This is a genomic window from Sulfolobus sp. B1, from assembly GCF_007050195.1.
Lineage (GTDB): Archaea > Thermoproteota > Thermoprotei_A > Sulfolobales > Sulfolobaceae > Saccharolobus.
Window position 1 is genome coordinate 1 of the sequence record NZ_QIMI01000024.1, and the last position, 17,918, is coordinate 17,918.

Genomic DNA, 17,918 nt, shown 5'->3' on the forward strand with positions numbered 1-17,918 from the left:
GTGGAGAGGTTCATCACGGAAGAGTGGTTAAGGGAAGTGGATATCCCATCAGATTCCCATTCATAGATCTAGCAGAAGTGTCGGCAGGAGGAGGTACAATAATTTGGAGAGATGAAGCTAACGCTTTAAAGGTAGGTCCAATTAGTGCTGGTGCCGATCCAGGTCCTATTTGTTATAATAAGGGAGGAAATAAACCAACGATAACTGATGCCAATTTGGTCTTAGGTAAGTTAGGGGATGAGTTAATAGGTGGTAATCTAAGACTAAATAAAGAAAAGGCTTTACAAGGTTTATCAAAGTTAGGTGATCCTTTTGAGGTAAGTAGAAATGCCCTAGAACTAATAAACTTGGAGATGGCTAGGGCTATAAGGCTTGTCACTGTGGAGCGAGGTCTAGATCCTACATCTTTTAGCCTGATAGCTTTTGGCGGTGCTGGTCCGCAACACGCACTATACCTCGCTGATGAAATTGGTATTAAAAAAGTAGTAGTACCACCTTACCCAGGTCTCTTCAGTGCTTTAGGTCTTTTACTTGCAGATTGGAGATTTGAGATTAGAAAGTCATTTCCTAAAGACCTAGAAAAGGAGTATAAGGAGTTGGAGAAGAAGTTGTTAGAGAGACTTAAACAAGTCGATTATTTCATAAGATACGCCGATATTAGATACAAGGGTCAAGGGTGGGAGTTAACAGTACAATTGCCAAGTGAAGTTAACGAGGAAATAGTGAGGAAAACATTTGAGGAGAAACATTTATCGACTTATGGATTCATTATGAAGGATAGAGAGATTGAGGTGGTTACTATTAGAGTTTTTGCTGTAAGGAAAAGGCTTATTCCTAAGATATCTTCAAAATTCGGGAGTGATGATAAACCAGTAGGACGTAGGAAAGTGATGATGGAAGATGATTGGATAGATGCTGATGTTTTTGTCAGAGAGAAGTTACCTAAGGGACTAAGGATTAAGGGACCTGCAATAATTGAAGAATATAGTTCAACTACAGTAATTAAGCCGGAGTGGAATGCAATAATAGATGATTCGATAATACTGGTGAGAGAATGACCAATTGGGAAGTGGTTCATAAGGCTTCAGAATTTATTGCAGAAGAAATGGGTGTTATGCTAAAGAAGTCAGCAATGTCTCCAAATATTAGGGAGAGAATGGATCACAGCTGCGCTATATTGGACAAGGATGGTAATGTAGTAGCTCAAGCTGAGCACATACCAGTCCACTTGGGCTCGTTTAGAATAGGTGTCAAAAACACTTTGAAAATGGTAAATTTGGAAGAAGGAGATATGGTAGTATTGAACGATCCTTACATTTCGGGAACTCATCTAAATGACGTAATGTTGCTAGCTCCTATTTATTACGGAAATAAGTTAGTAGGTTACGTTGTAAATAAAGCTCATCAGGTAGACGTAGGAGGACCATCCCCCGCTAGTCTGAACCCTCAAGCCTCAACGATCTATGAAGAAGGATTGGTAATACCACCCGTAAAGTTGGTCAAAAGAGGTAAGATTGATAATGAAATTATAAATATTATTAAAGAAAATTTCAAAGTACCAGAAGTATCGTTAGGTGACTTAAATGCTCAGATCTCAGCAAATCTAACCGGAATAAGTAGAGTTAAACAACTAGTTGATAAGTATGGTCTGGAAACAGTTTTAATATCTTGGGAGAAATCAATTGAATATAGTAAAGAATTAAGTCTCAAGGAGATTTCAAAATGGAACGTAGGCGAAGCAGAGGATGAAGACTATTTAGAATTAGATGAAATCAAAAAGATTAAATTGAAAATAAATGTTACCTACGACGGCATTTACGCAGATTTCACTGGTACGGATAGGCAAGTTAACCTACCTTATAATGCAGTATACGGCGTTACGTTTTCAGCTGTTAGCTTTGTTATAAGATCCCTAATACAGAAAGAAATACCCACTAATGAAGGATTCTATGGCATAATTAATGTAAAAGCACCAGAGGGAACAATAGTAAATCCAATAAAACCTGCTCCAGTTGGTGGCGGGAACGTTGAGACTTCTCAGAGAATCGCTGATGTCACTTTCAAGGTCTTATCTCATATAATCCCAGTTCCAGCTGCGGGTTCTGGAACCATGATGAACGTGATGATGGGAGGTATACATAATGGAGTATATTGGGCATATTATGAGACTATTGGAGGAGGCACTGGCGGTAGACCTAACAAAGATGGAGTATCCGGTGTTCACGTAAACATGACAAATACACTTAACACTCCTATAGAGATTGCTGAGAGACAATATCCAATTCTATTTACTGCTTATAAAATTAGGGAGGGTAGTGGTGGTAAGGGAAAGTACAAAGGAGGGGATGGAATAATAAGAGCATTTAAAGTGTTAGACGAAACTAGACTATCCATAATGGCTGAAAGGTTTATAATACCACCTTGGGGTCTAAATGGAGGAGAAAACGGTAAACCCGGTAAAGTAACGATAGTGAGGAATAATGGAAGGATTGAGAACATGCCTAGTAAGTTTTCAACATTACTTAAAGAGGGAGATGAGGTCATTATTGAAACTCCTGGTGGAGGAGGATACGGTAAGTATAATTAAGTAGAAAATAAGCTAGATAAATTTACTGAACTTACTCCCCTGCTATAGATGATGAGATTTTTTAAGTCTTATTTCTTAAGGTTATTTCTATTGGGTGCTTAGATCTATATAAAGTGTTCTGGACTATTTCTAGGTTAAACTTTATTAAAATAGTCGAAGAATATTTGTGCATGGATATTTCAGTCTTATTGGCATCTCTCGGCATAAGTGTATTAGAGTTATCCGAGGCAAGTGCTGTAGCGGTGATCTTTCAAGGCATATACAAAAACTTTAAGCCTATCCTTTATGCGATAGCAGGAATATTACTAGTGCTCCTCCCGGTTTTTCTTTTAGGTAGATACATAGTTTTCTTACCGATAGAATACGTGTTATTAGCTGCTGCAGTCATATTAGCTTATTTCGGTTACAGGTTACTAGCTAGTGCTAGGAGAAGCTTTAAGGGTATAAGAAGAAAGCATGAGGAAAAAGAGGAAGGAATTATAACAGTGTTTGTAGTCTCAGCTACTGAGGCCTTGGAGGCTGGTCTGGTCATATTAGCATTAATTCCACAAAGTTTCTCGTCTACGCTTCTAGGTACTCTAATAGCAGTGGTGGTGGTAATAGCTCTAACGATTGCGTTAAGGGCTCAAATTATGAAAATAAGGGTTCCGCACCTTAAATTTGTTCTCTCGGCTTTACTTTTCGGTCTTGCCACGCTATTTATGGGTGAAGCTTTGTTGAATATAGATGAGGTTTTCCTACCAGTGTTCTTTGCAGTCTTCCTAGGAGTTAATTATGCACTTATAAAGCTTTAACACTAAAACGTCTTATTGATATTTATACTATGCATTGTTGTTAGTGTTATAAAAAATTAGGAAATCTTATCTAGTATTTAGAATTATACCAAAAAAATATTACGTTTCTATATTGGATATTATAATATCATTTAATTTATAGATAAATTAAAAAATTGGAAGGAAAAATTCTTATATTTTTATTCATCTCCCTGATCGTTATCATCATGATCGTGTTTGTGTTTTCCATGATTTTCATTCGTACCAGTAACTCCTTGATGGCTAATCTCTTCATTTCCATACTTTATTATCAAGAACGGTATATTACTAACAGACTTTGCTTCTGGGCTCTGTGATACTTGATAAGATATCTTAATATTAACTGTATATGTACCCTTCGTTAAATACACTGCGTACTGACCTTTCCCATGTAGCATTAGGGTAAAAGTATAGTTTGCAATATGAATAGTGACATTAAACTCAGAGAATACGTCTTCCAATACGTCCTTTACTAATTTTATTGTATAAGTACCATTGGCTGAAACAGTAACAGTCGCATTTTGGGTTAGAGTTCCACTTTGCCCTGCTGTTAAGTTACCTAGGTTAAATGAAGCGGAAATTGTTTGGATTGTAGGAGAAGTAACGTTATAACTTATATTGGCTAAACCTCCCGTAACCTCTTCGCCTATCACTATTCCTCCAGCTAATACGGTAGCTAACAATATTCCGATTAGGGCTAACTTATTCATTTTTTGAACACCTAAATATCATCTTGTAGTTTCATTCTTATAAGGTACAGTTCCATTTTTATGATATCTAACCATTTAGTTTAGGCAGGGTAAATCAAGAATTAAAGTTCCATTAAAATGAAACACATTGAAACACATCAACGTTAAATTCAAGATAACTAATTGAAAGTCTCGGTACGGGTCTCTTAATAAGAATATGTATGAATTATGATTTGATAAAAATGGGAGAGACAGTATATAATTTTGAGGAGGACGAAGGGGAAAAAGAAAGTTACATAATAGATACGAAGAAAGTAACAATTATATTATTGATAGGGATATGTATATATGCAATAGTAGATGCAATAATAATAGCTACAAGCGGATATAATATGGAACTACTTCCACCCAATTAAATTTTATTTTTTCTTTAAAACATATCTTATTTTTCCTTCTTCTCTTACCTCTTCTATGTAACCCAACTTAACGAGTTTTTTAACTCTTCTGTACGCTGTAGACTTAGGCAATCCGGTTTGTCTAATAATATCAGCCAGCGTGTTAGTACCCATTTTTATGGCTTCCAAGACTATTGTATCTCTCTCGTCTAATATATTGGGCACTATATCCACATTTATGCTTTGGTCATCAACTTCTTCTCTAGTCTTATTTCTCCTCAAAACTAGAAATATCAGTGAAGCTAATATTGCATCGCTACCTACTAACCCTCCTATTAAGTACAACTCTATATTTGATTCATTAGATTTCTGTATCAATGCAGTAGAGAAAGCATATAGTATTGTAACTTTATTTGTATAAAATGTAATATTATAGAAATTATTATTTATTGTAAAACTAGACGGCTGTGGAATAATATAACTAATTGATGCGTTAATAGGTAGCAATATAATCATACTGTAATTTCCATTTTCGTTCGCTTGAATTACACCCTTAGGGAAGACTGCCTTATAGGTGATTAAGGCGTAAGCGTAAGTGTAATTTCTTAGATAAAGCATATTACCAGAGAGATTATACTGAGCTCCAACTACTTTTAGATTAGTAACGTTGTAGCCAATGAGAATGAACTGAGAAACGTTGTATAGTTTAGCTTCTACAGTCCCATTATAGTAGATTGTTATTACACTTGGACTACTATTGGCAACTATAGTGAACGCCAGTGGAATTACTAGTAGCATTAGAAGTAATTGTCCCTTTATCATCTATTTCTATAAAAGACAATCTGGCTTTAATAACTTAATGACAGTTCCGCTGTTCCGGAACTAATACTTATATGAGATAAATTGCAAAGATAATATTGTGGATAGACAAGTATTATTAGCTAGCCTAGTGATAGTCACTCTTATTGTAAATATAGCTCTTGGTATAGAATTATATTATGCATTGCATAGACCTAATCAGCCTATTAGCCAAGTCCCAATTAATGTTTCTAACGTACAAATAGTTAGTAGTAGTAATTCAGCCCAAATATCTAACACCCAGACATCAACCAATACTTTACCATCAAATACTTCCACACTTTATTCTTTTTCCTTTACAGCTAAGTTAAAAGTCCATGTAAAGGATAAGGGACTATACTTAGTTGGTATAAAGCCTGAGATAAACTTTTCACAATTATACGTGGTTTTATATTTCGAAGATGGAAATGTAGTTACGCTAAACTTGAACCATACCTCATCGAATGTAAGTATAAACGATAAAGAAGTAGAGATTACAATTTACGTTACAGGTAAGGCATACCAAAATTTGACTTATCAAGAAGTTTTAAATGATATCGGTTTGTATTTTCAACTCATCTCACCCCATCACGATAATGAAAATAATGATGACCTAATCTTAATTTTTATTAGATTAAGCTCACTATTCATAAATCTGATATATGATAATTAAGTTTATTTTTAAGATATATATCTAATTTTTATATAATCTAATCTTTTCTGGAAAAGTTTTTAACGTTCTCATCTAATCATTAATTAAAGCATGAGCGTTATCGAAGTAAAGAATTTAGTGAAGAGGTATGGGGACTTTGAAGTTCTTCATGGACTTTCATTTCATGTTGAAGAAGGTAGTATAACGGCAATATTAGGTCCTAATGGTGCTGGTAAATCTACTCTCATAAAAATACTTTCTGGTCTAATAAATAGAACTTCTGGTGACGTGAGCGTTTTAGGAGAGGATCCTTGGACTAGTAATAAACTCTATAGGAAGTTATCTGTTATTCTAGATAAACCTTATCTTCCACTCTACTTAACTGTATATGATGTTATTAACGAGGTAAGTAAGGAGTTCAATTATCCCTTAAGCGACGCTAAGGAATTATTAGATCAATTCAATTTATATAATTTTATAAAAAATAAAGTAAAAGACTTGTCAACTGGTACAAGGCAGAAACTTCAGATAATATTCGCGTTAATGAAAAATCCAGACATTATTATAGCTGATGAGCCTACAGCAAACCTAGACGTAACATCAAGATATGAAGTTTATAACACCTTCATGCGTCTTAGAGAAAAATTAGGTTTAACTGTATTAATATCTTCTCACATAGCTTCAGAAATACTTGCGTTTTCTACGCATGTTCTAGCTATCAACAACGGTGTATTAAGATTTATTGGAAAAGTAAATAATCTTTTAAGAAATGACTTTCTTGAGGAATTTTACATTGTGGTAGATAATGTAAGTAAGTCAGTTGAATTATTAAACGAGAAATTTAACATAGAAGTAATAGGAAATCAGATTAAGGTTAAAGGCAATCTATCTGAGATAATAAAAGTATTAACTGATGCAGGTATAAAAATACTTTATGTAAGAAATTCGATTATAGATAAAAGTATTCAGGGTGGAATAGGTTGGGAATGACTACTTTAGTATTGAAGCATAGGTACGGCAATTACGGTCTATTAGCTTATATTGACTTAGCATTCATATTAAGTGTAGCTTTAGTTGCATCATATAACTTCTTATTTCCACAAGTAAGGGATGTAGTCACTTCACAACAGTTTCAAATACTTAGTTTAGAAATATGGACAATCGGAATAATATTATCTGTTATAACAGTTAAAAATATAAGCCTAGGATTAGGACAAGATCTATTCGACGGCACAATAGTAACTTTTCTTCAAATAAAAAATAAGAGAACGGTCTTTTTTATTCTTTATACTTTAGACGTCTTAGCAATATCACTCCTCTTCATCACAATATCTGAAATCACATTTCTGCTATCTTCTTTTAGACCTCCATTGATTTGGATAGAGGAATTTATTTCCCAGTATTTGTTTATATGTAATCTTTCATATCTTATCACTCTACTAATTAAGAGACCATTCAGAAGCTTTTTCATAAGCATTTTCATAATACTCTCCTTATTAGGGGCTGAAGTTGTCGGTTTAGCTTATATTTTTTATTACTTCTTACCGGTTGATTTTTTACTAATCTATTTTTCCTACCACATATTTAAGAGGATGTCTATATGATAAGGATAGGGTTATTCTTATTATCAATAGGATTGATAATAGTCACTTTAGGAGAGATCACTTTTCCATTGAGCTTAACAGTATATACTAATAGTACCTTTACCATGCCTCCTTGGTATACCAAAGCAGAGATCATGGTAAATTCTGGAAATTTCACTATATTCTATGAAAATGGGTCTATCAACAAACTAAACTCTTCAGATTCGATTGTAGTTAAAGAACTATTTTATCTGAAAGGGAGTGGAAATGCGAGTATGTTACTAGAGGGATATAAGATTTTTTATGGAAATGAAGCGATGAACGTAGGATTAATATTATCCATCGTGGGTATTGCAATTGAAATAACAAGATTAATAATAAAAAAAGAGCAATAGAAATGTTTGACTTAGAACAATGCTAAGCAGATACTATTCAATTTCAAAAATATAGAATTTACTTAACACGCAGAAAGGTTTTATGATGCTGAGGATTTAAATTGGACTAATAAAATAATAAACTACATGTTTGATTTTTATAGCTATATAACAATATTATGGAAAGCCTCTATTTACAGATTACTTCACATTATATAAGAAAAATACTTAAACTCCATCTAATTTTTCATAATGATTTTCTAGTTATAATTCTATAACTTAAATGTATAATTTGATTTAAAACTAATTTAAGCTGTTAGAAATTTGATAAAATTTTATATTATATATCATATATCTTTCTATCAAACTTTATGGAATGTTAAATAAACTCTTTTTGAACCCTTATAGAGACTTTAAATTAACTAAAGTAGAATAAGAATGGTTTAAATGAGGATAATCGAGGTTAAAATAAATAGTCTATTTTTCATATAAAATATTTATAAATAGTTTAAGATAGATAGATTTGTGCCTTCTCCTTTTCAATATAAAGCCTTCAGACAATATACTACGTTCAGCGTATTTGCAGGATTCTCGTACATTCAATCAGAACTTACTACTTATTGGCTATTTTTCCTCTTATTTAAGACAGAGCCCTTATTATTTGGTTCAGCTGTAATTGCAAGACCTCTATTTAGAATTTTCATTTCATACTTTATCGGATTTTTATCAGATAAATATAATAGAGCAAAACTTTTTTTCATTAGTCGAGGAATATCAGCTTCCTTAGCTATTGTATTGGCGTTAGCATTCTTAACTAAATCTCCACTCATAATATTTCTAGTTTATTATATCAGGATCCTTGTGGCTGAGATATCGAATAACGTAGGTTATGTAACGTATTATGCAACAATGCCCGACGATGCTAGGGCAAAGGCTATTTTATATGTAAATGTTATTTCGATGTCTTCCAGAATAATATCTGGGGCTGTTTGGTACATTTTATTTAACTTCCTAAATGCATATGACTTAATTTTAGTTGGTTTAGTTTCTGGTTTAGGTCTTATAGTTCTCAAAGGATTTAATATAGGAGGGGGAAGTAAGAGAGTTAAGTTAAGTACCGGTATAGATTACATGAAAAGAGATGAAAAAGTAAGAGGAGTCATACTAACTTACGCTATTTCTGAGGGATTTCTATACCCCATTACATATATTTTACCCCTATTAATTACTTTATTCAGAGGAACTACTCAGATCTATGGTTTTTCCCAAGCAATTTATTATTTTATCTTCATATTATCTATTTTTGTTATGACAAAACTTCATAACGGAAGAAATATTATGATAATTTACCTTACTTCGTGCTTCATGACTTATTTACTTTTATTATCACCCTCGATATCGCCATACCTTCTATTAGCATCACTATCATTTATCTCCTTCAGTCAAGGTGTGATAGAGAATTTCGTAATGGCTGGAGTTAAATCCAGCACTGGCAATGAATTCTTAGGTAGTGTGCTAAGCATAGAGATATTAATAACCAGTTCATTGGAAGTTTCCTTAGTTTATATTTTTGAATATCTATTATCAGTCAACTATCTTTACTTCATTATTTTGGGAATATCCGGGGTATTCATCTCATTTGTATTATGGTTATTACATCCGAAACTGAGGGAAATAAATCCATAATTTATTTTTTTATTATTTTTCTTAAAAATGAACCAATTAGGTTGTTTTCATCATTTTTATTAATCTTTTTCTTTATGACTTTTTTACTTATCTTTACTAATTCTTTATCACTTATGTTTTTTTCACTAAAAATGCTGAAGGCAAATGAGTATGTTTTTAAATTCCTTCTTCTATATGCAATATATCCGCTAGCGATGAGCGTAATATAGCCAAAAATTGGCGGAAGATTATATAATAAAGGTATAATCTCAAATATTATGTAAATAATTGTAATAATAATTGTGTAAAATGTTGAGGAGACAGATGTTAAATTAAGCCAGAAGAGTTTGAATAACTTACTTTTCACCTTCACTAATTTCTCCAGTATTTGATTGTTTATCGTTAAATATAATTGAATACCTTCAGATAGGAAAAGCGATAATAAGAATAAGGCTATGATAATCTCACCTGCATAAATGAAGTAAGAGAATAATGAGATTCTATTTGGATCTATTATACTCGTAATCAAACTCCCAATTAGTGGAAATAGTACGTAAGGCAAAGTCATGTATATTAACATCTTTATGAAACCTCTGAATATTAATGATTTTGATAGAGGAGAAAAGTCCTTAGATATATTTCTATTAAGCCAGACAATAGCAGAGTCCAACTGTCTTAAGAAGTAAGAACGTGAGTAAATCATGCTGACTATCCTTCCAAAAATACTTACCCTAGTAGCTATAATTGACCCTATGGTAGAGGATAATAATACAACGACAACAGAAATATAGTATACTACATATACGTTGATTCCTCTATTTAATGCTTCAAGTGATACTATTATTCCAAATTCACTTATAGGTAACATATAAAGCCCGTTCGTGAAGGCTTTAACGAAGGTTGTTCCAGTGACCCATGATGCTGTACTAAATGAAATATATTTAATAAGAAGAATCAATACCGAAAATATTACGAAAGTTAATATTGATGTCGATACCTTTAAATAACTACCTACCGATAGAAAGAAGAATATTAGAGCGAACTCTCTAATGGGGGAGGTAAGCTTTAGCACTCTCTCACTTTCACTGATGGAGGAAAAAGCTAATCCAGCCAAAATCATTGTAAGAGTTGTAGGAATAGAAGTTACAGAAGAAATGTATTCAAAGAGGAAAACTAGAGCAACCGGAAATAGTATTAAAATACTCTCATCTTCTACATTGTTTAGCGTAAAAATTGATAATCCAGCTATAAAATACTTTGCAAAAACATACATTATTAATCCTGCAACTAAAACTTCCACAACTACAGATACAATTCTTATAGGGTTAAACGATCCATTAGCGGCTACTGCTATAGAGTATAGAAAGAATACCTCAATATCTTCTATCGATGCTACTGCAATCAATAAGTCCTTAGTGTTCTTGTCTAATTTGTTTCCAGCTATCTTATATAATATTGACGTACTAGTATCAATCGAAGCCATAACGAGAAATAGAGACAATAGAGGTCCTAAATGTAATAAGTACAGTCCAAAGTAGTAGGAAAGTAGTGTTATTAAGATTAGCTCTACTAATGAAATACTTAATGCCTTTCTGAATAATTCTCTAGCCCTAGATATATCAAATGAGGCACCAATTTCGAATGCTAAAAGGTTTAATGCCAGAAAGTTCAGTATACTGAAGTAAGAGGAGTTAAAACTTACTCCTAAATACGTAGTTGCCAATACACCACCTAAAAGATAAGCTATAACAGGTGAGATCTTGAGCCTAGTGAGCAAGAATGCTAATAGTAAAGTAGATAGTAAAACAAAACTAATTACAGCATAATTCATCTGATAAGAGTGTTGTCTCTGCAATTATAAAATTTAATTATTGCTCTAACGATATTATATATTTGATGAGCCCTAATGATATAAGAAAAATGTATCAGAATATTCTGAGTAAAATGGAGGAGTGTAAGAAGTGTAAAGATAGTGAAGTATGTGACACTGTTGAGGAATTATTGGATCAATTATCTTATTCACTGGAGAAGGTTCAGGCTAATGATGAGAAAGAAAGAGAGGAAATCAAAAGCATGATAAATTCATTAATTTTGTTAAAAAAGGAATTAAGTAAGATTATTAGACCATAAAAAGAACGAGAACCCATTTTCCTCACCGTACCACTTAAGTTTAAACATACCCTCTAAATCTTTTCTAATTTTTCCCCTGAAAACTAGCGTATCTACTACGATAAATAAGCCATTATTTTTTAAAACCCTTAAAACCTCTTTTCCTAATTTTAACCTACCTTCTCTTCCTATATTAGATAAGAACATTACTGAATAGACCAAATTAAAGCTTCGATCGTCAAAAGGCAGACCGTAGCCTTCATGAAAATCATTAAGTAATACTTTAGCGTTATCTTCCTTTATATTACGCATTACATCATCTTTAGATACTTGATTCCAATCGTCGATCACGTACACCTCTCGATCCAGTAACTTGGATAAAATTACCCCTATTAATCCATTCCCACAACCCACTTCTAAGATCCTCTCACTAGCTTTTACCATAGGATATAACCTTCTGGCAACGTATATCATTTCATCAATCGATATTCCCATTCTCATGATTGGCTTATATCTAGAATCAATATTCCTAAGTGATAATCCCATTCTATTAAGTTCTGGCCTATTATCTACCATGATTATAAAAATGAGTCTAATCTAAAAAATTTTATAGATAAAAAGAAATTTTAATGATTATCAGGAAAAATCTTTACAATACCTTGTTGATATCAAGAATCAAAAGTAAGCAAGAGACTCCGGTATTTGGATCATAAGAAGCTTTGTAAACAGCATTATATAACTCATTGTAACCGTTCATTATCGCTTGTATTTGATTCAAGTGTGACATTACATAAGAAATGTTATACCCCTCTAACGCTTTTGGACTTATTAATGGAGTAGTTAGTATATACGTTCCGTTTGGTCCAGTAATTAGAATTGCAAAGTTTAGGTGAGGTGGGTTAACGTATAACGCCGAGGGTTTACCATACTGTTTAATTGGAACTTGAGTCTCGTACTTTATTATTAATTGCGCTATCTGAGCAGGGAAGTCCTGCATTAATTCTTCTTCTCCAACTTGTACAAGTTGGCTTACAGGTATTGGAGTGCCATTGGGTGTTGCGTTAAGATATTCATTATACAGATAAGCTATATGAAACTCTAGGGAGGAGTTAGGGGTGAAGTTTAAAAATATTAACCCCGGTATATTAGAAGCTGTCTTATCATAAGGATCAGAATAATGTGCATAATACTCGACTTTGCCATAGTGCGATAGTAATAAGTATATAGCCCATGAGGCAGCTGCTCCCACCGGGCAACCTATCCACGATTGAACATAAATCGCAACCTTTCCTAAGGGAGCATAATCTTCATTTGAGATTTTAATGAATACACCAGCAGGAATTGCGGCGGAACTTGGTAAGACAAAGAAGTAATAATAAGATAATATTCCAGCTATTAAGAGAGCTAGTATAACCACTACTAGATATACTCTTTTCATTAACACTGTTTAAGAGATGTAGGATAAAAAGTTTTTCCCAATAAATTAGTTAATTAATTTTAGCTCTAAGTCTAATTAAAGAATTGGATAAATGCTTCAAGAATATTACTGTTATTATTGGAAGTGATATATAGGCTATAAATAAAGCTTGCCAAGAGGTTGTTGAAATAAATACTATATTAGCTAACTCAACTGATTCAGCTAACAATATCGGTATCGACACACAACAACTTGCTCCAGCAATAAGCCCTAATAGAGGAACTAAAATAATGTATTTTTGTTTCCCATTTATCGAAAGTATAGATATTAAAATAGAAGTTACAAGTATGGATATCAAAAGTCCAAATACTATACTATACAACGACAAATCAATAGCAAAATTAGGGCTTATGAAAATTGTTATCGTAGGATTAAATACTAAAGATAAGCCCAGATTCGCAAAACTCCTCGATTCTCCAAATGGTGTTGTAAAGAATCCTACAAACGAACTTTGGGGATATATAACTGGTCTAAATAAGTACGTTAACAATGTTTCTAAAGCTATACTATAAAGAACGTAGTGCACACTCATATACGAGGCCAAAATAGCCCACTTAGACTTACCATTATAAGTATTAATTACATTTACTTCACCTCTGAAGAAAACTCTCAATAGAAGATATGTTAAGAATATCCAGAAAATGGTGATTGGCAAAGCTTCATCAAGAGGAAATAAGTAAGCTAATACTAAGCCCATCACTATTGGTATAATCGAAAGAAAATATGTTTGCTTCACAAGAAACTATACTTAAAAAAACTATTTAAAATTTCCTCTTTTTTTATTTAATGAGATTTATCAACTGAGCTAAACTAGGCAAATTAGTGCTCACTGACCCTACGTAACTCACGTAAAATACGTGACTACCATCTAAAATATAAGCTGATTCAATTAACCCATGCGAATAGTATGAGACCAAATAACCTTCGAACATTTGCGGATTATTTAGCTGATTTGCGTAAATGAAGTTCAAGGCTTGCGATGGAGTAGAAAAACTGTATTCAGTTATTACTAGAACATCACCGGAGGAATCATATAAGGTTTCGGTAACAGTATTATTTCCCATGTAAAAGCTTTGGACAGACCACTTACCTCCCAAAGTATTGCTGACAACACTAGGTGATATGAACGGATTTCTGGCTGTAAGTATTCCAGAGGTCCCTATTATTAAGGCTACTAAAATTATAAGTATTGGTACCACAACTTTCTCTCTTTTCACTCCTTTCACTCAATAATATAGTATGCAAAAATTGTTTAATAAACTTTTCTCTTTAATCATTAAAATTAGTATAAGTAACTAATTATATAATATTTAAGTCTCTTTTTATGCAATAAAAGGAGTGGGTAAAACTTGATAAACTCGATTTAAATAAAAAAATATATTAAATAAAAGAAAAAACAAAAATAACTTTTAGCTTAATCTTCAAAGTACAACTTATATATTAGGTATATTATAGAGGCGAATATGAAAAGATCAGCAGAGGCTAATAACCCTATCGTAAACTGTGATGCTATTGTAAACATTTCGTAAGTTACTACTATACCCATTACTAAGTCTATAAATAGAGTCATATAGTAATATGTAGTTACGCTTACCCTCTTACTAACCCCAGTAGTCACTGCTTCAGGTGGGGCTCTAAACCTGACTGATAAAAAAACTATACTGCCCATAAAAATTGCGAAAACTCCCCCAGCTGCTATGTAAGTCACTGACCATAAGTTTTCAACATAATTAGTTAAAGGGCTTTGGGTTAGGTATGATAGTCTACCAAAATCTCCAATCCATAAAAAAAGCACGAAGAACCCTAGAACTGATATGACCCACCAAGCATAATCTTTTCCAGTTAATTTTTTACTAGTCTTACTCATCTTAACTCACCACTATTAGTGTTCCTTTCATTAAGTAATGCCCTGGTCCACAGAACTCAGCGCACCATATATCATATACTCCCGGCTTATTTACCACAATGTAAAAGTCATAAACATAGCCCGGTATTGCCTCAAACTTAAATCCTAGCTGGGGAATATAGAAGGCATGTATTACGTCCTTGGACGTAATCTCCAGCAAATAAGTTTGGTTTGCCTTAAGCACCAGTTTATCTATCGAGACCGTGCCGTTAGGATAGACGAATTCCCACGCATATTGCATGCCGATAACTTTTATTGGGATAGCGTCCTGTCTTTGCTGAGTAGTTAGATATGCTCCCGTGTTTATAGAGTTTAAATATATATCAGAAAAAACACCTAATACAGTAAGTATTACTATTGCAAAAATTATGGTTGATAGTTCAAATATTCTAGCTTTTTCCACTTCCCATCACCACATTTATGAAGACTGAAATTGAAAATAATACCAGTGAAAAACCTAAAAATTGACCTATTAAGAACTGATTAACTATGGGATTAGATGATAGAACATAAACCTCGTAAAGTGAGTATATTAAACCAGCCAATATCCCTAAATCTATACCTAAAACTGTGAGCCCATTCAGTACTAGCCTTCTTTTATCCTCGACTATAACTCCACCATCAGTTAATGGAGAACTCTGCATCCTTGCTAGAACCCTAGGCTGTGCTACATATCTCAGTAAAGGCCATATTACTGCAAAACATATTAGGAATATTGCACCATCCACTTCGACTCCGATAGGTCCTATATCCCTACCTGGAGTTAAACCAGCCCATACACTATTTACGATAAAACTTATGATAAACCCAGTACCGATAGCAATGGCAGCAGGTCTTAATGCTGGATGAGGGGCTTTATGCCTAAATATATACTCTTCTATGAACGGGAATAGTACAGTGATAATCACCCAGCCTAAGAATATTAACGACGCATTAGTTGGGCTAACAGACTTGTAGAAGAAGTAAATGAATAGGAAATACCAATCTGGGACTGGTGGAGTTTGAGCAGCCTCAACTGGGTTGAAGGGTGGCATTATATACTTTGGAGTTCCACCGCTTATTGTTATATTAAATGGTATTATAGAGGCTATGAAGAAGATTAGTCCAAATGTTAATAGAAATATCATCACTACCATACCTATTGACCTAATAAGTGGTTGTATTTCCCATCTTGGATTTGACCTTATTTTATCTTGATACTCATCAATTAGCTCTGGATCACCTGGTCTGACTTCAGAAATTGGAGGAGTTATCCCATGCTTCTCGAATATGTAAAGATGCAAGCCGATGAAGAGCATTATCAGTCCTCCTACAATCCAATGGAAAACGAAGAACCTCTGGACTAGAGGGTCTACCCCAGACATAATACCAGGCTGGTTCGGATTAACTACAGTTGCTAATGATATTAGATAGCCTAAATTAAATGGCATGTAAGAGAATAAGTTTAAACCAGTAGTAGTTGCTACCCATGAAATTAAGTTATAAGGTAATGAATAGCCTAAATATGCTTCAGTTAAGGTTAAACCAGCCAATATTGACCCAACAATCCACATTATCTCTCTAGGAGGTCTATAAGCTCCTACCAAGAAGTTTCTGGTCATATGAACTAGCATTAAAAATATCATGACGTAAGCTCCCCAACTATGCAAACTAAATAGTAACGCACCATAAGGCACTTTACTTATTAAGTAGGTAGTTGACGTATAAGGATCACTTGGAGTATAGTATATGGCTATCATCGCCCCCGTAAGTACTTCGAATATAAATGCAGATAACACTAAACCTCCAAGCCAGTAATCGATTGAATAAGCATATCTTGGAGCTGGTCTTAACGTATGCCCATATATACCTAATCTATCATCCAACCATTTCATAAACCTATCAAACAAACCCTTTTTCTCTACCATCCTAACCACCCTTACTACAAGAGGGATTATTAGGAGTACTGTAACTGTATCTCGGGTCGTAAAGTAAGTTGTCCGAGGGGTTTACCCTAGGTATTGAAGCACTGAAATAGGGGGCGTTAGTACCCACGGCATAGATGTCACCAGTATTCTCGTCGTATTCCAGTATTACCATCGGTAGAGGTCTGGGAGCAGGACCGCCTACTACAATACCGCCACTCTTCAGTAAGTACATTGAACCATGGCATGGACAGTGTAAAATTGAATTCTCTATATCTAAGCCGGGGTCATTTGAAGAAGTTACCAATACTTGAGCAGGTAACTGACAACCCAGGTGAACACATACATCAGAAAATGCATATATGGAATTATTTGGACCTACTCCTTGTATAGTTTTCATTTGTCCTAATGGACCAGCATATTGACCGTAATATGGATTTTCTATTTCTGGGACTGGCTCGCCTAAAATAGCCTCTAAATCTATTAAGAAACAAGGCTCGTTAGTTAACGGATATGCGAAGAAGAAAACCGGACAGCTAGAGTTCTTCACTTGTTGTTGAAAAGTACTGATATTTGTAATTTTATATTTAGGAAATCCTCCTATTCCATCAGTATTATTAGCAACTAGATACTGTTTCGAAATTGAACCTAACTCATTATAGAAGTATCCCACATAGTCAGCTAATGGCTTTATCAGTGGTGCTATCGCCACAGCAGCTCCAACTACTAAATAAAGTCTTAAGAATGTTCTCCTATTCATCAGTTTAATATAAATTTACGAGATATTTAAGTTTTAAGATGAACATATCTAACTAAAGCATTTATTCAATAATTCAAATGTTAGCCATCATGCCTAATTATCAATCAAAATTAACCTAAAAACTCCACTTTCATAAACGGAGAAATGTTTGAACAACAATTTTGTTAT

The 17,918-nt window shown here is 33.6% G+C and carries 21 protein-coding genes; 10 read left to right on the forward strand and 11 right to left on the reverse strand.

The genetic code is table 11. From position 1 onward, the window contains the following. The 3 genes from DMP16_RS02950 to DMP16_RS02960 form a co-directional block, all read left to right on the forward strand. Nucleotides 1–1,058, forward strand: a 1,058-nt coding sequence (locus DMP16_RS02950) for a hydantoinase/oxoprolinase family protein (protein ID WP_143576884.1), incomplete at its 5' end; no start/stop codon positions are given. Then, a complete protein-coding gene (locus DMP16_RS02955; protein ID WP_069282876.1) occupies nt 1,055–2,587 on the forward strand; it encodes a hydantoinase B/oxoprolinase family protein in 1,533 nt (510 codons plus the stop codon). The genes DMP16_RS02950 and DMP16_RS02955, both read left to right, overlap by 4 nt. 170 nt (nt 2,588–2,757) lie before the next feature. Next, nucleotides 2,758–3,381 carry a hypothetical protein gene (locus tag DMP16_RS02960; protein ID WP_069282875.1) on the forward strand — a complete coding sequence of 208 codons (624 nt, stop codon included), beginning with the start codon at nt 2,758–2,760 and terminating at the stop codon, nt 3,379–3,381. Nucleotides 3,382–3,560: 179 nt separating this feature from the next. Here the strand turns inward: DMP16_RS02960 and DMP16_RS02965 are convergent, their stop codons facing one another. After that, on the reverse strand, nt 3,561–4,109 hold the full coding sequence (locus DMP16_RS02965) for a hypothetical protein (RefSeq protein WP_069282874.1): 549 nt from the start codon (nt 4,107–4,109) through the stop codon (nt 3,561–3,563). A 221-nt stretch (nt 4,110–4,330) separates the two neighbouring features. On the opposite strand from DMP16_RS02965, the gene DMP16_RS10860 reads away from it, so the two are divergent. Beyond that, on the forward strand, nt 4,331–4,504 hold the full coding sequence (locus DMP16_RS10860; RefSeq protein WP_156770063.1) for a hypothetical protein: 174 nt from the start codon (nt 4,331–4,333) through the stop codon (nt 4,502–4,504). A gap of 3 nt (nt 4,505–4,507) precedes the next feature. On the opposite strand, the gene DMP16_RS02970 is transcribed toward DMP16_RS10860, so the two are convergent. Then, the gene (locus DMP16_RS02970) at nt 4,508–5,305 is read right to left on the reverse strand and encodes a helix-turn-helix domain-containing protein (protein ID WP_083216359.1); all 798 of its coding nucleotides are present in this window, start codon (nt 5,303–5,305) and stop codon (nt 4,508–4,510) included. A gap of 97 nt (nt 5,306–5,402) precedes the next feature. On the opposite strand from DMP16_RS02970, the gene DMP16_RS02975 reads away from it, so the two are divergent. The 5 genes from DMP16_RS02975 (at nt 5,403) to DMP16_RS02995 (ending at nt 9,615) form a co-directional block, all read left to right on the forward strand. Next, entirely contained in the window at nt 5,403–5,993 is a 591-nt protein-coding gene (locus DMP16_RS02975; protein WP_069282871.1) for a hypothetical protein, read from the forward strand. Nucleotides 5,994–6,083: 90 nt separating this feature from the next. Then, the gene (locus tag DMP16_RS02980) at nt 6,084–6,962 is read left to right on the forward strand and encodes an ABC transporter ATP-binding protein (protein ID WP_069282869.1); all 879 of its coding nucleotides are present in this window, start codon (nt 6,084–6,086) and stop codon (nt 6,960–6,962) included. Further along, nucleotides 6,959–7,576: a hypothetical protein gene (locus tag DMP16_RS02985; RefSeq protein ID WP_231961277.1), complete on the forward strand. Its 618-nt coding sequence runs from the start codon at nt 6,959–6,961 to the stop codon at nt 7,574–7,576. The genes DMP16_RS02980 and DMP16_RS02985 overlap by 4 nt, the downstream gene beginning before the upstream one ends. Then, a complete protein-coding gene (locus tag DMP16_RS02990; RefSeq protein WP_069282864.1) occupies nt 7,573–7,950 on the forward strand; it encodes a hypothetical protein in 378 nt (125 codons plus the stop codon). The genes DMP16_RS02985 and DMP16_RS02990 overlap by 4 nt, the downstream gene beginning before the upstream one ends. A 504-nt stretch (nt 7,951–8,454) precedes the next feature. Then, nucleotides 8,455–9,615, forward strand: a complete 1,161-nt coding sequence (locus DMP16_RS02995; RefSeq protein WP_069282863.1) for an MFS transporter — start codon at nt 8,455–8,457, stop codon at nt 9,613–9,615. 1 nt (nt 9,616) lies between these two features. On the opposite strand, the gene DMP16_RS03000 is transcribed toward DMP16_RS02995, so the two are convergent. Further along, a complete protein-coding gene (locus tag DMP16_RS03000; protein ID WP_069282862.1) occupies nt 9,617–11,425 on the reverse strand; it encodes a cation:proton antiporter in 1,809 nt (602 codons plus the stop codon). Between the two features lie 65 nt (nt 11,426–11,490). Between DMP16_RS03000 and DMP16_RS03005 the strand changes: the two genes are divergently transcribed. Next, nucleotides 11,491–11,724 carry a hypothetical protein gene (locus DMP16_RS03005; protein WP_143576885.1) on the forward strand — a complete coding sequence of 78 codons (234 nt, stop codon included), beginning with the start codon at nt 11,491–11,493 and terminating at the stop codon, nt 11,722–11,724. Here DMP16_RS03005 and DMP16_RS03010 read toward each other — a convergent pair. From DMP16_RS03010 to DMP16_RS03045, 8 genes are all read right to left on the reverse strand, one after another. Further along, nucleotides 11,701–12,279, reverse strand: a complete 579-nt coding sequence (locus DMP16_RS03010; RefSeq protein ID WP_231961276.1) for a class I SAM-dependent methyltransferase — start codon at nt 12,277–12,279, stop codon at nt 11,701–11,703. The two genes, DMP16_RS03005 and DMP16_RS03010, sit on opposite strands and share 24 nt — an antisense overlap. A gap of 73 nt (nt 12,280–12,352) precedes the next feature. After that, nucleotides 12,353–13,141 carry a DUF929 domain-containing protein gene (locus tag DMP16_RS03015; RefSeq protein WP_069282857.1) on the reverse strand — a complete coding sequence of 263 codons (789 nt, stop codon included), beginning with the start codon at nt 13,139–13,141 and terminating at the stop codon, nt 12,353–12,355. Nucleotides 13,142–13,190: 49 nt separating this feature from the next. Then, entirely contained in the window at nt 13,191–13,877 is a 687-nt protein-coding gene (locus tag DMP16_RS03020) for a hypothetical protein (RefSeq protein ID WP_069284646.1), read from the reverse strand. 82 nt (nt 13,878–13,959) lie between these two features. Next, nucleotides 13,960–14,406, reverse strand: a complete 447-nt coding sequence (locus DMP16_RS03025; RefSeq protein ID WP_255446778.1) for a hypothetical protein — start codon at nt 14,404–14,406, stop codon at nt 13,960–13,962. A gap of 188 nt (nt 14,407–14,594) precedes the next feature. Further along, the gene (locus DMP16_RS03030; protein WP_069282856.1) at nt 14,595–15,047 is read right to left on the reverse strand and encodes a quinol oxidase subunit 2; all 453 of its coding nucleotides are present in this window, start codon (nt 15,045–15,047) and stop codon (nt 14,595–14,597) included. Nucleotide 15,048: 1 nt separating this feature from the next. Further along, complete coding sequence (locus tag DMP16_RS03035) at nt 15,049–15,489, reverse strand: cytochrome c oxidase subunit II (RefSeq protein WP_069282854.1); 441 nt, start codon at nt 15,487–15,489, stop codon at nt 15,049–15,051. Then, the gene (locus tag DMP16_RS03040; RefSeq protein WP_143576886.1) at nt 15,476–16,993 is read right to left on the reverse strand and encodes a cytochrome bc complex cytochrome b subunit; all 1,518 of its coding nucleotides are present in this window, start codon (nt 16,991–16,993) and stop codon (nt 15,476–15,478) included. The genes DMP16_RS03035 and DMP16_RS03040 overlap by 14 nt, the downstream gene beginning before the upstream one ends. 1 nt (nt 16,994) lies before the next feature. Beyond that, nucleotides 16,995–17,753, reverse strand: a complete 759-nt coding sequence (locus DMP16_RS03045) for a Rieske 2Fe-2S domain-containing protein (RefSeq protein WP_143576887.1) — start codon at nt 17,751–17,753, stop codon at nt 16,995–16,997. Nucleotides 17,754–17,918: the final 165 nt, after the last annotated feature.

Excerpts from the sequence above, each read along its gene's own strand:
- DMP16_RS10860 (WP_156770063.1), top strand. The coding sequence starts at position 4,331 with ATGGGAGAGACAGTATATAATTTTGAGGAGGACGAAGGGGAAAAAGAA.
- DMP16_RS02985 (WP_231961277.1), top strand. The coding sequence starts at position 6,959 with ATGACTACTTTAGTATTGAAGCATAGGTACGGCAATTACGGTCTATTA.
- DMP16_RS02970 (WP_083216359.1), bottom strand. The coding sequence starts at position 5,305 with ATGATAAAGGGACAATTACTTCTAATGCTACTAGTAATTCCACTGGCG.
- DMP16_RS03020 (WP_069284646.1), bottom strand. The coding sequence starts at position 13,877 with ATGGGCTTAGTATTAGCTTACTTATTTCCTCTTGATGAAGCTTTGCCA.
- DMP16_RS03005 (WP_143576885.1), top strand. The coding sequence starts at position 11,491 with ATGAGCCCTAATGATATAAGAAAAATGTATCAGAATATTCTGAGTAAA.
- DMP16_RS02960 (WP_069282875.1), top strand. The coding sequence starts at position 2,758 with ATGGATATTTCAGTCTTATTGGCATCTCTCGGCATAAGTGTATTAGAG.
- DMP16_RS03040 (WP_143576886.1), bottom strand. The coding sequence starts at position 16,993 with ATGGTAGAGAAAAAGGGTTTGTTTGATAGGTTTATGAAATGGTTGGAT.
- DMP16_RS03015 (WP_069282857.1), bottom strand. The coding sequence starts at position 13,141 with ATGAAAAGAGTATATCTAGTAGTGGTTATACTAGCTCTCTTAATAGCT.
- DMP16_RS02965 (WP_069282874.1), bottom strand. The coding sequence starts at position 4,109 with ATGAATAAGTTAGCCCTAATCGGAATATTGTTAGCTACCGTATTAGCT.
- DMP16_RS03010 (WP_231961276.1), bottom strand. The coding sequence starts at position 12,279 with ATGGTAGATAATAGGCCAGAACTTAATAGAATGGGATTATCACTTAGG.
- DMP16_RS03030 (WP_069282856.1), bottom strand. The coding sequence starts at position 15,047 with ATGAGTAAGACTAGTAAAAAATTAACTGGAAAAGATTATGCTTGGTGG.
- DMP16_RS02990 (WP_069282864.1), top strand. The coding sequence starts at position 7,573 with ATGATAAGGATAGGGTTATTCTTATTATCAATAGGATTGATAATAGTC.
- DMP16_RS02955 (WP_069282876.1), top strand. The coding sequence starts at position 1,055 with ATGACCAATTGGGAAGTGGTTCATAAGGCTTCAGAATTTATTGCAGAA.
- DMP16_RS02980 (WP_069282869.1), top strand. The coding sequence starts at position 6,084 with ATGAGCGTTATCGAAGTAAAGAATTTAGTGAAGAGGTATGGGGACTTT.
- DMP16_RS03000 (WP_069282862.1), bottom strand. The coding sequence starts at position 11,425 with ATGAATTATGCTGTAATTAGTTTTGTTTTACTATCTACTTTACTATTA.